This is a genomic window from Petrocella atlantisensis (genome assembly GCF_900538275.1).
GTDB lineage: Bacteria > Bacillota > Clostridia > Lachnospirales > Vallitaleaceae > Petrocella > Petrocella atlantisensis.
In genome coordinates this window covers 841,522-855,822 of sequence record NZ_LR130778.1, presented here as the reverse complement: position 1 = coordinate 855,822, position 14,301 = coordinate 841,522, and the positions used below count along the sequence as shown (strand labels likewise).

The 14,301-nt window shown below is 39.2% G+C and carries 13 protein-coding genes; 11 read left to right on the top strand and 2 right to left on the bottom strand.

The window, feature by feature from the left end; translation table 11 throughout:
• The first annotated feature begins 19 nt into the window (after nucleotides 1-19).
• The 11 genes from PATL70BA_RS04105 to PATL70BA_RS04055 all read left to right on the top strand — a co-directional run bounded on the left by PATL70BA_RS04105 (nucleotide 20) and on the right by PATL70BA_RS04055 (nucleotide 11,713).
• A complete protein-coding gene (locus PATL70BA_RS04105; RefSeq protein ID WP_172596093.1) occupies nucleotides 20-1,309 on the top strand; it encodes a DUF2254 domain-containing protein in 1,290 nt (429 codons plus the stop codon).
• Nucleotides 1,310-1,485: 176 nt separating this feature from the next.
• A complete protein-coding gene (locus PATL70BA_RS04100) occupies nucleotides 1,486-2,010 on the top strand; it encodes a DUF2179 domain-containing protein (protein WP_125136190.1) in 525 nt (174 codons plus the stop codon).
• A gap of 39 nt (nucleotides 2,011-2,049) precedes the next feature.
• Nucleotides 2,050-2,544 (top strand): gamma carbonic anhydrase family protein, encoded by a 495-nt coding sequence (locus tag PATL70BA_RS04095; RefSeq protein ID WP_125136189.1) that lies wholly within the window; start codon nucleotides 2,050-2,052, stop codon nucleotides 2,542-2,544.
• A 196-nt stretch (nucleotides 2,545-2,740) separates the two neighbouring features.
• Nucleotides 2,741-3,601: an EFR1 family ferrodoxin gene (locus PATL70BA_RS04090; RefSeq protein ID WP_125136188.1), complete on the top strand. Its 861-nt coding sequence runs from the start codon at nucleotides 2,741-2,743 to the stop codon at nucleotides 3,599-3,601.
• 59 nt (nucleotides 3,602-3,660) lie between these two features.
• Entirely contained in the window at nucleotides 3,661-4,275 is a 615-nt protein-coding gene (locus tag PATL70BA_RS04085; protein ID WP_125136187.1) for a class I SAM-dependent DNA methyltransferase, read from the top strand.
• The gene (locus PATL70BA_RS04080) at nucleotides 4,272-5,549 is read left to right on the top strand and encodes a B12-binding domain-containing radical SAM protein (protein ID WP_125136186.1); all 1,278 of its coding nucleotides are present in this window, start codon (nucleotides 4,272-4,274) and stop codon (nucleotides 5,547-5,549) included. The genes PATL70BA_RS04085 and PATL70BA_RS04080 overlap by 4 nt, the downstream gene beginning before the upstream one ends.
• Before the next feature lie 6 nt (nucleotides 5,550-5,555).
• On the top strand, nucleotides 5,556-6,941 hold the full coding sequence (locus PATL70BA_RS04075; RefSeq protein WP_125136185.1) for a B12-binding domain-containing radical SAM protein: 1,386 nt from the start codon (nucleotides 5,556-5,558) through the stop codon (nucleotides 6,939-6,941).
• Nucleotides 6,938-8,317, top strand: a complete 1,380-nt coding sequence (locus PATL70BA_RS04070; protein ID WP_125136184.1) for a B12-binding domain-containing radical SAM protein — start codon at nucleotides 6,938-6,940, stop codon at nucleotides 8,315-8,317. The genes PATL70BA_RS04075 and PATL70BA_RS04070 overlap by 4 nt, the downstream gene beginning before the upstream one ends.
• Before the next feature lies 1 nt (nucleotide 8,318).
• Nucleotides 8,319-9,632, top strand: a complete 1,314-nt coding sequence (locus PATL70BA_RS04065; RefSeq protein ID WP_125136183.1) for a B12-binding domain-containing radical SAM protein — start codon at nucleotides 8,319-8,321, stop codon at nucleotides 9,630-9,632.
• 28 nt (nucleotides 9,633-9,660) lie between these two features.
• Nucleotides 9,661-10,743: an N-acetyltransferase gene (locus PATL70BA_RS04060; RefSeq protein WP_125136182.1), complete on the top strand. Its 1,083-nt coding sequence runs from the start codon at nucleotides 9,661-9,663 to the stop codon at nucleotides 10,741-10,743.
• Nucleotides 10,727-11,713, top strand: a complete 987-nt coding sequence (locus tag PATL70BA_RS04055; RefSeq protein WP_125136181.1) for a GNAT family N-acetyltransferase — start codon at nucleotides 10,727-10,729, stop codon at nucleotides 11,711-11,713. The genes PATL70BA_RS04060 and PATL70BA_RS04055 overlap by 17 nt, the downstream gene beginning before the upstream one ends.
• On the opposite strand, the gene PATL70BA_RS04050 is transcribed toward PATL70BA_RS04055, so the two are convergent.
• Nucleotides 11,706-12,962 (bottom strand): MFS transporter, encoded by a 1,257-nt coding sequence (locus PATL70BA_RS04050; RefSeq protein ID WP_125136180.1) that lies wholly within the window; start codon nucleotides 12,960-12,962, stop codon nucleotides 11,706-11,708. The two genes, PATL70BA_RS04055 and PATL70BA_RS04050, sit on opposite strands and share 8 nt — an antisense overlap.
• A gap of 179 nt (nucleotides 12,963-13,141) precedes the next feature.
• Nucleotides 13,142-14,278, bottom strand: a complete 1,137-nt coding sequence (locus PATL70BA_RS04045) for an alcohol dehydrogenase family protein (protein WP_197715785.1) — start codon at nucleotides 14,276-14,278, stop codon at nucleotides 13,142-13,144.
• Between the last annotated feature and the right edge of the window lie 23 nt (nucleotides 14,279-14,301).

The window sequence follows — 14,301 nt, the reverse complement described above, 5'->3', positions numbered from 1 at the left end:
TGAGAATAGGATGGTTAATATGAAAAATTTAATAAATAAGTTTCGCTCAAGTGTTTGGCTTTATCCGGTCATATACAGTCTGGTAGCGTTAATACTATCAATAGTTATAACCTTCATTGATAAGACATATACGGATGAACTGTCTTATTTTGTAAACGGTATATTTTATACAACACCTGCATTAGCACAAACGGTCCTAGGCATAGTAGCGGGTGCTTTTATTACAATAGCTACATTTACTTTCTCAACAACAATGGTGGTATTAACAATGTATTCTTCTCAGTTCACACCCCGTGTTGTGGAGAATTTTCTTAACAATGAAACAACCATGAAATCATTTGGTATTTTTGTAAGTGGTTTTATTTATGCCGTTACTTCAATACTATTTATTGATGTAAGTGTAGATGGTAACCTCATACTTGCAGCAAGTGTTGGGGTAGTCTACGTTATTGTAGGGCTTACATATTTTATATTGTTCATACATAGTGTTTCCACCCATATTCAAGCCAGTGACTTAATATTAAGACTTCATTTAGAAGCATTAGATAAGATCAAAGAATATCGAGATTTTATAAAGGAATCCAAGATTATATCGGAAGATGGCATGCTTGAAATCGCTAAGGATAAAAATGCACTTAAAGTCTTTAGTCCATCAGATGGTTATATTCAAGAAATCGACTACCCAAGATTACAGAAGCTTGCAGAAAATCATAAAGGTATCTTTTGTTTTAAAAAGGTCGTTGGTCAATTTGTATCTACTGAGACTAGGATTCTAACCATCTATGATAAAGGACAAGAAGCTTTTGACGAAAAGGTTGTGGATCAAATTCAGAAATGTGTTATCATAGGAAACAAAAAAACACAAGCTCAAGACTTTAGTTTTACGATTCAAAAAATTGTAGAGATTGCCGTGAAGGCGCTTTCGCCAGGAATCAATGACCCTAATACAGCGATTCATTGCCTAAGAATCATTGGTGTATTGCTACGGGATTTGGCAGATATCAAAAAAGGATATGTTATCTTAAAAGAAGATGATGAATCCGGCTTTATCATTTATGAAGCTTTTGATTTGGAAGTGCTGTTATATGATGCCTATAATCAAATCATGTTCTATGGGCAATCGGATGCTTCAGTTGTGGTAGAAGGATTTAAGTCTTTGAAATTCATAAAAGCGAAAGCATCTGGGGAAAATAGAAATACCTTAAAAGCCTATTCAGAAAATTTATTTGAGAAGCTCATGAGCAATGCCTATGGTAAATTTGAATACAGCAAAATCATAAAAGAGTATAATGATTTAATCAATGACTAAGATAGGTGAGGATAACGTTGCTAAATTGACTCTTTTCATATAGGCCAGAGTAAGGTATCATAGATTTTGACACCTTTGTTATAATATAAGTTATGAAGGACACTTATTTACGAGGGAAAAATGACAACTTGGGTGAAAATTATAACGAATCATGACAAAGAAAAAGGAGCATATGTATGTGGATTCAAGTATTGTTGTATATCACCATTTTATTGGTTAAGATTGTGGAGGTTACCTTAGCCACCACGAGGATTGTGTTGATAACCCGTGGCGAGCGACTAAAAGGCGCTTTTATTGGTTTTTTTGAGGTTTGTATCTGGGTAGTATTGGTTTCAACGGTATTAAAAGATATATCCAGTGATCCGATTAAAGTTTTTGTCTATGCACTCGGCTTTGCACTGGGGAATTTCCTAGGCTCAGTTTTTGAAGAAAAGCTGGCCATTGGTACTACAAGGGTAGAAGTTATTGTCAAAGAAACGGACGGGATTGAACTCATTAATAGAATCAGAGAACATGGTTATGCGGTCACCTCAATCTCAGGAGAAGGTATGAACAGTAAGAGAACCGTTTTGATTATGCATGTCAAAAGAAAAATGGCTTCTAAGCTGATTCGCCTCATTCACCAGTACCAAGAAAACGTGGTTATAACCGTGAATGAAATCAAGCCGGTCTATGGCGGCTTTGGGACACTTAAGAAATAATTCAAACATAATAAAATATGGAAATAATAGGTGAAGAAAATGAGATATAAAGATTTTGAACCAAGTATTGACGATACAGCCTATGTTGCACCCGGTGTAATGGTTATAGGGCAAGTTGTATTAAAAGAAGATGTGAACATATGGTTTGGTGCCGTTTTACGTGGCGATGTTAACAGTATTTTTGTAGATGAAGGTGCCAATATTCAGGACAACTCCACAGTTCATGTGGCTGAAGACGCCAGAACCCATATTGGTCGTCATGTAACCATCGGACATAACTGTGTCATCCACGGTTGCGTTATAGGCGATGAGACTTTAATCGGTATGGGCAGTACCGTACTGGACAATGCCGTTATCGGCAAGAACTGTATATTAGGTGCGAACAGTCTTGTGACCATGGGTAAAGTATTTCCGGATGGGACACTAATCATGGGCTCTCCGGCTAAAGTTGTTCGAGAACTCACGGAAGAAGAGATTTCAGGGCTAAAATTCCATGCGGTTGAATATGTGGCATTGTCAAAAGATTATAAATAAAGACAGGGTTAAAGCGTCAAAACTAGATAGCTGAACTTTTACATACAAAATAGAGAAACTTTGTTTTGATATTTTAACCAATATAGGACAATACAGAGAAGTACTTTTATTCATAAGAGGCTTCATGTATAATGAAAGCGGATATCTAGAGAGATAGAGAGCAGTGTCCGAAAATAAACAGAATTGGGGCATATGAATGAAGAACATTGGTATGTTTTATTTTACCGGAACCCAAAGTAGCTATTATGTTGCTAAGGAATTGAAAGAAGCCTTACTAAAAAAAGGCTATAATGTTAAAATGTATAAGCTTGAAAAGGCTTTGAATAATACAGTTGAAGTGGATCCTAAACGATTTGATATGTTGGGTTTTGTTCTTCCTATCTACGGCTTTGGATCACCAAGAATAGCCAAGGCTTACGTGGATGCTTTGCCACGAAATAATGCCAAGGTTTTTATTATTCGAACAGGATGTAGTAATGGCTGGATTAATAAAAGTGCTTCGATTAGCCTAATGCATCAACTTAGAAAAAAATGGTATGATGTATTTTATGACCGTATTCTGATAGTATCTTCCAATTGGTTATTGGATATGGAAGAAGATGTTGTTAAGCGTTTGTACGAAGTAACAAGAGACAAAAAGATTCCTCATATTGTAAAAGAAATCACAGAAGAAACCAGAAGAAAGCATCATAGAGATTTCTTTAGAGAAGTCTTGGTAACGGTAATCCACTTTTTTGAGGAACAGGTGGGTGCAAGGTTATATGGTAGGTCCTTATGGGCCAATAAGAAATGTACCAAGTGCCGTTTATGTGAGAAAAGATGTCCCGTAGGCAACATCAACTTTGAAACCGGTAGCTTTAGAGCCGGTTGGCAATGCATATGGTGTATGAAATGTGTTTATAGCTGTCCGGAAAATGCCATTCATTCAAGAGGCCTAGACATTGTACAGTTCAAAAATGGTTTTAATTATAAGTGGATTATTAATCGAAGATTCAACCAGAAGAAACTCAATGTTAATAAAAAGTTATGGAAGTATATGGAAGACAAAGAAAAATAGAATATAAATAAGAAAATATATGATAAATCGAAAAGATAAGGACAACTTGAGGTGATAGAATGATTTGGAACAAGCTGGCAACAAAGTATGACCGTCTCTGGGTGCAGAAATACTCTCTAGAGCCGACAAGAAGAAAAGTGATGGTACTCATTGGTGGTTTTAATTTTCAGGAAGCGACAGTTTTAGACCTAGGTTGTGGTACCGGTCAATTGCTGGATGAGATCAGTCGTGTCTACCCGAGATATAAGTTATATGGTATGGATAAGTCAGAAGAAATGCTTAAAGTAGCAAAAAGTAAGAAAATCAAAGCCAATTGGATCCATCATAACATTGATTCTGACCATATACTTGAACTGGATGGCAAGACCTTTGATCTGATTATCTGTAGTCATTCTTTTCCCTACTATAAGAAAAAAGAACACGTGTTAAATCAGGTGGATAAATATCTAAAAGAAGATGGCATCGCAATCTTTACCCAAGCCAGCATCAACAATCATTATGATAACTTTGTCATGAAGATGATAGAAAAAACAGCGGAAAGCGCAGCCTATTTATCTAAGGCGGCTTTCAAAAAACTGGTTTCTAGGCATTTTACAATTACCTATACCTTTACCATACATGAAAAATGGTTTATGCCATCAATTTGTGGCTTTGTCATGAGGAAAAAACGATGAAAATCCTACTCATCCGACCAAAACCCCATAAAGAAACCATAGGTCTTCAAAGCGTCATGGTCTGCGAACCCTTGGAGCTCATGACCTTGGCAGGTGTGCTTATGGAAAATGGGCACGAGGTTCGGATTCTGGATATGATTCTTGAGAAAAAGGGATTGGATGATCATATAAGAAAGTTCATGCCTGATCTTGTGGGCATTACAGGTTATATCAGTCATATAGGTATTATCAAAAACTACGCAAAGTCCATCAAAGCAGTCTCAAATGAGATTATAGTCGCTGTAGGTGGCGTCCATGCTACAGTCTGTCAGGAAGATTTTGTGGATGAACATATAGATAAGGTTTGCACAAGTGATGCGGCATTTTATCTCTATTGTGGTTGCAAGGCACCTTTTGATGCCCTACCTTATCGCAATCTACCTAAAAGCTATATGGAAAAATACTATTATCTGTTCCAAAACAAGTGTGCATTGATTAAAACATCCTATGGCTGTCCTTATCAATGTAATTTTTGTTTTTGCAAGGAAATAACCCCTTATCATGCACGACCTATAGCAGAAGTCATAAAGGAATTATTGACCATAGGGCAAGAAGAAGTCTATATTGTGGATGATGACTTTTTATTTGATGAGAAGCGCTTAATGACCTTTATAGAAGAAGTGAAACGACACAAGATCAAAAAGCATTATCTGGTTTATGGACGGGCTGACTTTATAGCAAAAAATGATACTCTAATAGGTCAGCTTAAAGACATAGGGCTGAGTGCGGTGATTGTCGGTATAGAAGCAGCCAGTCAGGAAGAACTGGACAGTTACAACAAGAAAAGCCTTGTAACGGACAACGAAAGAGCTATAGCCATACTGCAAAAGTATGATATAGAATGTTACGGTACGGTTATACTGGGCATCGACTGGGATAAGGCCCATTTTGACAACTTATATGCCTTTATAAAAAAGACCGGTCTCATTTTTGTGAACTTACAGCCACTAACGCCCATGCCTGGAACCGGTATGCTAGAGGCTTTTTCAGATCAGTTGATTATTCCTTATGAGGACCATGAAAAATGGGACATGGCCCATCTGGTTGTTAGGCCGACGCGGTTAAGCATCAGAAGCTATTACCTACAGATATTAAAGCTTTATTATAAGATTACAGTAACACCAAGTCATATACACTATATGTTCAGGCGATATGGTATAGCAACCACCATGAAGCTATCTGTAGGCGCCGGTAAGATTACTTGGCAATATCTGAAGAAAATCATGAAAGGATAAAGTGAGATGAGAGTATTACTAGTTCGACCATGGGTGAATAAAAACATAACAACGGTAAAAAATTTCCTATTTGGAGAGCCACTTGGCATTGAATGTGTCTCAACGGTTCTTAAAGAATTAGGCCATGAGGTCCTTTTACTGGATTGCATGATTGAAAAAAATGCATCCATAAAACAATACTTAAGCATATACAGACCGGATATGGTAGGCATCACCTCCCAGTGTACGGATGTAGAGAATGTTCTAAAAATAGCGGACATCGTAAAAAAATTCGATTCAAAGATCGTCGTAGCCGTTGGCGGTGTTCAAGCTACTTGTTTCCCGGATTCCTTCTTTAGCCCTCATGTGGATTATGTTTACAAATCTACTACAAGACAGAACTTATCGGACTTAATGGAGGAGGTCGAAGGAACAAGATCAGCTGAAGTAATTGAAGGTATCTATAGCAGAGCCTTGGATTTTATAAACGAAGGTGAATTCTGCTTCAATGAATATATCGTTCCGGACCGAGAAGTTACCAAGCGTTATCGCAAGCACTATCAATATATTGGTTTTCAGCCTTGTGCCATCGTACAAACGGCTTATGGATGCCGTAACAAATGTACATTTTGTGTGCGTTGGAAGCTGGAAGGCGATAGTCTTAGAGAAGTTGGCATCGAAGAGATTGTAGACCAGATAGAGGCTTTAGATGAACCCTATGTGATGATCTGCGACAACGATTTCTTAGTCCACGAAGACCGTTTGATAGAATTTTGCAATCTACTGGAAACAAGAAAAATCAAAAAGAAATACATGTGCTATGGCAGTGTGAATTCTGTCTTAGAAAAGCCAGACTTAATGAAACGATTGGCAAGGAACGGCATTATGGCGGTAATCATCGGCTATGAAGCATTTGATGACAGCAGACTTGTAGAGTACAATAAGCAAGCCACAACGGATCAGAACGAAAAGGTTACTCGAATACTACAAGAAAGTGGCATCGCCTGTTGGGGTTCCTTTATTATTCATCCCGATTGGGAGAAAAAGGATTTTAAACGTCTCTTAGCCTATATCAAGCGGTTGCGTCCGGAATTAATTACCTTCTCACCACTGGTGCCTCATCCATTGACACCTTTGTATGATCAATATGAGGATCGCTTGATCTACCCTAAAGAAGATTATGATAAGTGGAATTTTGGCGATGTCTTAATCTATCCCTCTAAGATGTCCCTAAAAGCTTACTACTTACAGGTCCTTAAGTTGGCCTTGGTGGTGAATTTTAATGCTTACTCCGTGGCGTATACAAGGAAAAACATTCCAACCAGAAATTCAATTAAGATGGTGCTGGGCTTTAAGAATCTTTTTGGTGTGTATGTGAAGAACATGCTGATTCGAGGACGTAAAAGACCGTGAAAGTATTATTGATTCGTCCCAAAGCACCCAATAAACTGAGCTTTACCAAAATACTGGATAATGAGCCATTAGAGCTTGAGTATCTTCACACCGGTCTTGCAGCTGCAGGCTATGTGGACTATATTTATGACGGCTTTATAGAGAAGATCTCCATAGAAGCGACGATAAAAAGGGAAAAACCGGACATTGTGGCAATCAGTGGCTACATTACCCAAGAAAACCTAATGAAATCCTACTGCACAAAAGCCAAAAAAATCAGCTCACAGATTATAACGGTGATAGGTGGTGTACATGCTCAGCTCAACCCTCATAGATTCTATGATCAAGACGTGGATTATATCTGTCGTAGTGAATCCATTGATGCTTTTGTGACTTTGGTCCGATGTCTTGAAGCAAATAATAAAGATGTCACGACCCTGTCAAAAATCAATGGCTTGTGTTTTAAAGATGAAGGTGCCGTGGAGGATGATGGTGATGGCTTCATTATGAACCCCATAACCCCCATTGACATTAACACCTTACCTATACCGGATCGAAGCTTCTTTTATAAGAACAAGTCCGAATACCGCTACTTGGATCTTACAGAAGCAGGAACCATCAAGACTTCTTTTTCCTGTCCCTATACCTGTAATTTCTGTTATTGTACTTTATTAAACGGCAGTCGGTATCAAGAGCGGGACCTTGAACTGGTGATAAAGGAACTAAAAGACTTAGATTGTCAAAACGTACAGATTGTAGATGATGATTTTCTGGTTAACAAAGAACGCCTATGGCAATTCATCGATTTAATTAAGACCCATAAGATTCATAAGACTTATACTTGTTATGGACGGGCGGATTTTATTGCTGACAACCCTGAGTTGATCTATGCTTTATCTGAAATCGGATTTAAGTATTTTCTAGTAGGACTTGAAGCGGTTACGGACAAAGAATTAGACGGCTATGGCAAAGGCAGTAGTTTGGACCATAACAGTGCTTGTGTGAAAGTGATTCAAGAAACGGCTTCTCATTGTATCGGTTTGATGATTGCACCCCTTGAGGCAACAGAAGCTTATTTTGATGATATATATGACTGGGTTGTTTTACATGATCTAAAATATGTCACCGTATCGATTTTTACGCCCATACCGGGAACCCCACTTTATAAAACCTATAAAGATAAGATTACGTCCACGTCTATAGAAGATTGGGATTTTCTGCATCTGGTACTGGACCCTATACATATGAGCCGAAAAGCATTTTACAGAGCTTACTATCGACTCTTTATCAGACTCTATAAGATAGCCAAGAAAACAGGGATCTATGATTTCATGGATTTGGATTTTTATAGAAAGATGTTAAAAGCATATCTGACAGAAAAAATCAAAGGGGGCTAATATGAAAATCTTGTTTATACAATCTACCCCTTATCATAATCGGGACCGGTTGGTGAAAAAAAGCAGACTGTATTTCGTAGGTCTGGCACCGGCCATACTCTCGGCTTTGTGTCCACCGGATGTTGAATTTGAAGTATGCCTTGAAACCATTGAAGCCGTGGATTTTGACACGGACGCCGACCTAATAGCCATATCCGGTATGGGTCACGCCATAGTCAGAAGCATTGATATCGCCAAAGCCTTCAAAGCAAGAGGCAAGACCGTTGTCATGGGTGGCTATATGGTCAGCCTGATGCCGGAAGAAGCCGCCAAATACTGTGACAGTGTGGTGATTGGCGATGCAGAGATCAGCTTCCCCGCATTAATTGAAGACTACAAGCAAGGCAGGCTGAAGAACTTATATGATATGCCCCTTACGACCTTGACCTATCCGACACCGGACTATGGGCTACTGACACAGAAGAAAATCGGCGATTTTCTACCGGTCCAAGCCGGAAGAGGCTGTCCACACGCCTGTAGTTTCTGCAGTGTTTATTGCTTGTATAAGAACAAGTATTATAAGCGTGATATAGAAGAAGTCATTCGGGATATTAAAGCGGTTAAGGCGCTGGGCTATAAAAAATTCCTATTACTGGATGATAATATTTTCTCAGATACAGACTATCTACTGGACTTATGCAGGGCGATTAAAGACTTGAAGATGCAGTGGCTCTCCCAGTGCTCCATTAACATAGCCGACCATGTTCAGGTTCTACAAGCAGTAGCAGACAGCGGTTGTATTGCCCTGTCCTTTGGCATTGAGAGCATCACCCAAGAAAGCTTGGTACATATGAAGAAGGCTTGGGCCAAAGTCGATCGGTATGGTGAGCAGATCAGAAAGATCCAAGCAGCCGGTATTGATGTATCCACAGAGATGGTCATCGGTGCAGACGGGGATACCCTAGAGAGCATTAAAGCCACAGCTACTTTTATTATCGACCAGAAAATAACGGTGCCCAGATTCTACATACTAACACCGATACCGGGGACCTTGTTTTTTGATGAGATGGAAGCGGCAGGGCGCATTATTATTAAGGACATCTACAGTTATAACGGCACCATGGCCGTACATGAACCGATTCATATGTCTATGGACGCCTTAACAGAGGCCTACTGGGATCTGTATAGAGAAGTATTTGGTATCAGAGCCATTATCAAAAGAACCCTCATAAGGCCCCAGTTTTTCAAGCAACCTTTAAGGTCCTTGTTTTATCTGTATGTGAACCTCTATTACCGCTATCAGATTCATCAGGGCATCACACCAAATATTATATAAGCCAATGAATGAAGTCAGGAATAAGCAGATGAAAATTAGAATCATCAAAGACCATGAAAAGAAATCCATCTATAAGCAGATGATCAAAAAAATATATAGCAAAGATCAGACCTTCAAAAATAACAAAGAAGGTCTATTTGCCTTGGTCTGTAATTCTAAAGGTGTTTTTTATAAAAAATCCAAACAAGTCATGATAACGGTAAGTGTGGAAAAGGATCTCCATTGTCAAGGGGTCTTAATATGTCATGAGCAACAACCAAAAGTGCTGTATTTGGCTTTCTTTGAAGCGATCATGGAAGCGAAGGAAAGTGTAGAACATCTTCTAAGTTATGCAGAAGCCTATGGAAAGACACTGGGTTGTGATAAGTTGGTCATCGGTATAGACGGTCACTGTAACAACGGGTTGGGCTTTCTAACCATTGGTTCCGGGCATCCTTCTTTTGGTGAAGCTTATAATCCGAATTATTACGCTGATTTTTTTAAGACCTTTGAAGGTCATACCTTTGTCAGTTATAAAGACGAAGTACAAAGCATTGCCCCTAGGGTTCTACATCTACGTAACAAACTGCATCTAAGGATGGCACCCTATACCTTGGAAGCTGCTGATTTTTCAAGAAAAGGCCTTAGAGCATCCTTGAAGCGTTATACGGACTTGAACAATAACATTTTTACCGATCATAGTTATTATTTCAGGAGGGATTATGATGAAGATGTGGAACTTTTTAAGAGCATGATGCCTTTATTGGACCACCAGAATCTGCTTTTTGTAAAAAAAGACGGCAAGGACATTGGCTTCATCCTTTGGTATCCGGACTTTAATGAACTGGTCAAAAGCAGTAGGGGTGCAGGCATACGTACTTTTCTCCAATATAGGATGTTGAAAAGAAAACCAAAAACCATAAAAATTGTGGAAATCGGTGTCGAAGCCAAGTACCGTGGCACACCGGCCATTTTTATTCTGTTTAATGGGGTTATGGAAGCGGCAGAAAAAGCATCACAACACCTCATATCCAGTTGGATTCATGGGGATAACAGTGCTTCAAGACAGATCACCTCAAGATTCGCTCAAAAACCATATAGGGAATATGTGACTTATGAGAAAAAAATATGAAGTAAGATGTTCATCACATCGTCCGGCAGATTGGGACAGGTATTGTGACAATGATTGGCTGAAAAAAGATGTACTCCTATTTGATGAGACATGGGAAGAAGGCTTTACATATCACTTTCATCCGGAATTTGCTTGCTATACTTTTAAGAGAAGGATGAATCTATTTACGTTTGGAAAGTTCAAATTGCATGTACCCATCACCATGGTTGCCTTGCCCGTATCTATAGATGGGGAAGGTTATTTTGGTGACCTTGAAGCCTTGATACATCACCTTAAAGAAGAAGGTGGGCTTCATCTGATACTCAATATAAGAACATCAGAAAAAATACCCCAAGGCATCCCTTATGGTAGAACCTTGGATACATGTATTTTTGATAACAATTATGAGGATTTTGAGACCTATGTGTCAGCCCTTAGAAGTCCTTATAGACGCAGACTGCGACAAGCCTTGAGGAGACTAGGAACCGTAAGAATTGAGAAGATTCATAATAAGACCTTTGATGATCAGCTATATGCTTTATATAAGGCAGTGCTTAACCGATCTAAGTATCCACTGGAGACATTGCCCATAGAATTTTTCAAGACTTCAAAGGATGATATTCATGTCTTTTACCATGATCAGAAGCCGGTCGCATTTGTCATGGTAAAAGTAGAAAAAGATAGATTGTATTTCTTATTTGGTGGCATGAACTATGGGAAGAGAGATGCACTCGACTTATACTACAATATGCTGATTTATATTCTAAGATTAGGTATAAAGCAAAAATCCAAAACCATCTATTTTGGACAAACAGCAGAAAGCTCCAAAGAACGTCTAGGCTGTAGGCGAGAAAAACGGTACATGTGTATTTTCACCGGAAATAAGATCATCAATAAAAGTTTAATAAAGCTGATGAGTTTATTTGAATACAAACCTGATGCAAGGATTTATCATGTCTTTTCAGAAAAGAATAAAGACACCTTTACTTAACAGGTTTTTTAATAAACAGGGCCATAATCATACCTAAGATTGTAGCAAGAGCCATAACGATGAAGACCGCTTGATAGTCCCCGGTGAGGTCATAGCTAAGACCAAAAGGTATGGTACCAAAGGCCGAACCGATAACCATGAAAACTGTAGCCGCACCACGAATGCTTCCAAGGTGCAACCTTCCGAAATAACGTACCCATATAACATTCGTCGTTACGTTCTGAACATTGGTAACCAGGCCATAGATGAGAATGAAGATAGAGGCTTCGATTACAGTTTGAACCTTAAGCATGAAGAGCAAGTCCAAGGTTAAGAGTCCAAGGGTCATCATCAATATATGCTTGGAACGGTACTTGTCGATGATGGTACCGGCTATGACAGGAATCAAAAAGCCGGGCAAAGCCACAAGTCCGATAACAAAAGCGGCCGAAGATTCAGGGATACCTTTGCTGGCCATAAGTGAGAAGAAGTGAAACATCATACCCGTGGTGACCATAGGAATAATCATAGAGATAATTCCAACAAACCAGAATTCTTTTGTGCGAAGCGCTTCACTTAAACTAAAGGATTTTTTGGCCATGGCATCAAAAACTTGATCAGCGGTTAGATTATCAGTTCGCGCTTTATTATCCGGTAGAAGGCCGATATCTTCAGGTTTGTTCACGATAAAAAACCACATCAGCGGTACGAGAACAAAAAGTAGAAGTAAGCCCCAGCTACGCCAAGCATTTGACCAACCGTAGGTATTGATCATATGTAGATTAAAAGCAGGCACAAGCAAGTTACCAAAGATGGTGCCAAGAGATAACAAGCTAATGGCAAGGGCTCTACGTTTGTCGAACCATTGAGGCACCAGTGAAGCCGGAATCAAGGTTAGAGAACCTTGTCCGAGAAAACGTAGTAAGAAAAATCCGACAAAGATCATGGGAATATTGGCCACAAAGCTATTAAAAAAAGCAGTCAAAGTCAAAAGAATACCAACGGTCACAAGCATGAATCTGGAACCGAAATGATCCACAGCCTTACCGACAAAGATCATAAGAATACCGGATAGAACCGTGGCCATAGAATAAATACTTGAGATTAGGGTTCTAGAGTAACCAAATTCCAATATATAAGAATCAATAAAAACAGATATGGAATAGGTTTGTCCTGGGGAAGAGAAAAACATAGCTATGGCGGATAAGAAGAGAATGAACCATCCGTAAAAGCCATATTGATTTAATTTTAAGGCTATTTTTTTTTGCATTTTTTGTCACTCCTATCTGGAATACTATAAGCCTTATGAAGGTAAACGTCAATATTATTTTCTGGATTGGGATGAATGCGTTCTACCTTTTTCATATTAGCCAAAAAAAGTCCCTCATAGAGGGACGAATTCATGTGCGTGCTAATTGAATAGACGACATGCTTTGATTCACCTAATGTTTATTCATCAGCGGATGGTGGGATTAATACGAAATTACCGACAAATTTTTTCTCGAGAAATTCTCTTTGAGCGTCCGCTATTTGTTCGAGTGGAAATATTTTTGCTACAAGTGGTTTGATTTCACCCTTTTCAATATAGGAGATAAGATTAGGAAAAACTGGCGCATCCCATGCGGTGCATCCAATCAGTCTCAGATCTTTCAAATAAAAATCCCGCATGTCAAAAGTTACAATGGGTCCTCCAATCGCGCCAGAAGACACATATCTTCCATTTCGTTTCAACAACTTGATCATGTCTCCAAAACTAGGTCCTGCAACATTATCTATGATGATGTCAAAACTTTTTTCACCGAGTTTGGAAAGAATATTCTCATCTCGTCTTACGACTAGGTCCGCTCCGATAGCAAGAACCTGTTCAACCTTAGATGCCGAAGCAATTGCAGTAACAATTGCCCCACGTCTTTTTGCAAGTTGAACGACGGCTGAACCTACACCCCCTGAGGCGCCAGTGACTAAAATATGCTCATCTTTATTTACATTTCCACGATGAATCATATTCTCAGCTGTTCCATAAGCGCAAGGGATTGTTCCAAGTTCGGCATCACTCCAATCGCATTTTACGATAAATGCTTCTGATGCCGGGACTTTGACATATTGAGCGAAGGCACCATCAAAATCTGATCCCATCCAGATATTTTCCATGGATTCAAAATCAAACCGCCGCATGCATGCGCGTACAAGAACACGAGCGCCAATAGAGCTTTCATCTCCTCCTGGGCCAACTGCAACAATACGTCCACAACAATCTGTCCCTTGAATGAACGGGAAGGGCGTTGCTTCATTCCATCCACCATCCGCATTACTTAATGCCAACTGCTTCTCGGTTGCACTTTCTGTACTCGTTGTTATTGAGGATGAGTACCAACCAATACGCGTATTGATTTCGGTGTTGTTGACCCCTGCAGCCAATACCTGTATGAGAACTTCATCAGACTCTAGTGAAGGCATCCGCACCTCTCTACATTCAAGTTTTTCATAGCCACCATTGCCGGCAGTGACAACAGCCTTCATTGTTTTCTCTCCTGATATTGGTTCGAATCGATCATTCTTAGGAGTAGTATCCCATTTCGTTTCCATATAAACTTCCTTTCGATAAATAT

Bases quoted from the DNA above. Each gene is read 5' to 3' on its own strand.
- PATL70BA_RS04105 (WP_172596093.1), top strand. From the start codon at position 20: ATGAAAAATTTAATAAATAAGTTTCGCTCAAGTGTTTGGCTTTATCCG.
- PATL70BA_RS04090 (WP_125136188.1), top strand. From the start codon at position 2,741: ATGAAGAACATTGGTATGTTTTATTTTACCGGAACCCAAAGTAGCTAT.
- PATL70BA_RS04095 (WP_125136189.1), top strand. From the start codon at position 2,050: ATGAGATATAAAGATTTTGAACCAAGTATTGACGATACAGCCTATGTT.
- PATL70BA_RS04085 (WP_125136187.1), top strand. From the start codon at position 3,661: ATGATTTGGAACAAGCTGGCAACAAAGTATGACCGTCTCTGGGTGCAG.
- PATL70BA_RS04075 (WP_125136185.1), top strand. From the start codon at position 5,556: ATGAGAGTATTACTAGTTCGACCATGGGTGAATAAAAACATAACAACG.
- PATL70BA_RS04100 (WP_125136190.1), top strand. From the start codon at position 1,486: ATGTGGATTCAAGTATTGTTGTATATCACCATTTTATTGGTTAAGATT.
- PATL70BA_RS04065 (WP_125136183.1), top strand. From the start codon at position 8,319: ATGAAAATCTTGTTTATACAATCTACCCCTTATCATAATCGGGACCGG.
- PATL70BA_RS04080 (WP_125136186.1), top strand. From the start codon at position 4,272: ATGAAAATCCTACTCATCCGACCAAAACCCCATAAAGAAACCATAGGT.
- PATL70BA_RS04045 (WP_197715785.1), bottom strand. From the start codon at position 14,278: ATGGAAACGAAATGGGATACTACTCCTAAGAATGATCGATTCGAACCA.
- PATL70BA_RS04050 (WP_125136180.1), bottom strand. From the start codon at position 12,962: ATGCAAAAAAAAATAGCCTTAAAATTAAATCAATATGGCTTTTACGGA.
- PATL70BA_RS04060 (WP_125136182.1), top strand. From the start codon at position 9,661: ATGAAAATTAGAATCATCAAAGACCATGAAAAGAAATCCATCTATAAG.
- PATL70BA_RS04055 (WP_125136181.1), top strand. From the start codon at position 10,727: ATGAGAAAAAAATATGAAGTAAGATGTTCATCACATCGTCCGGCAGAT.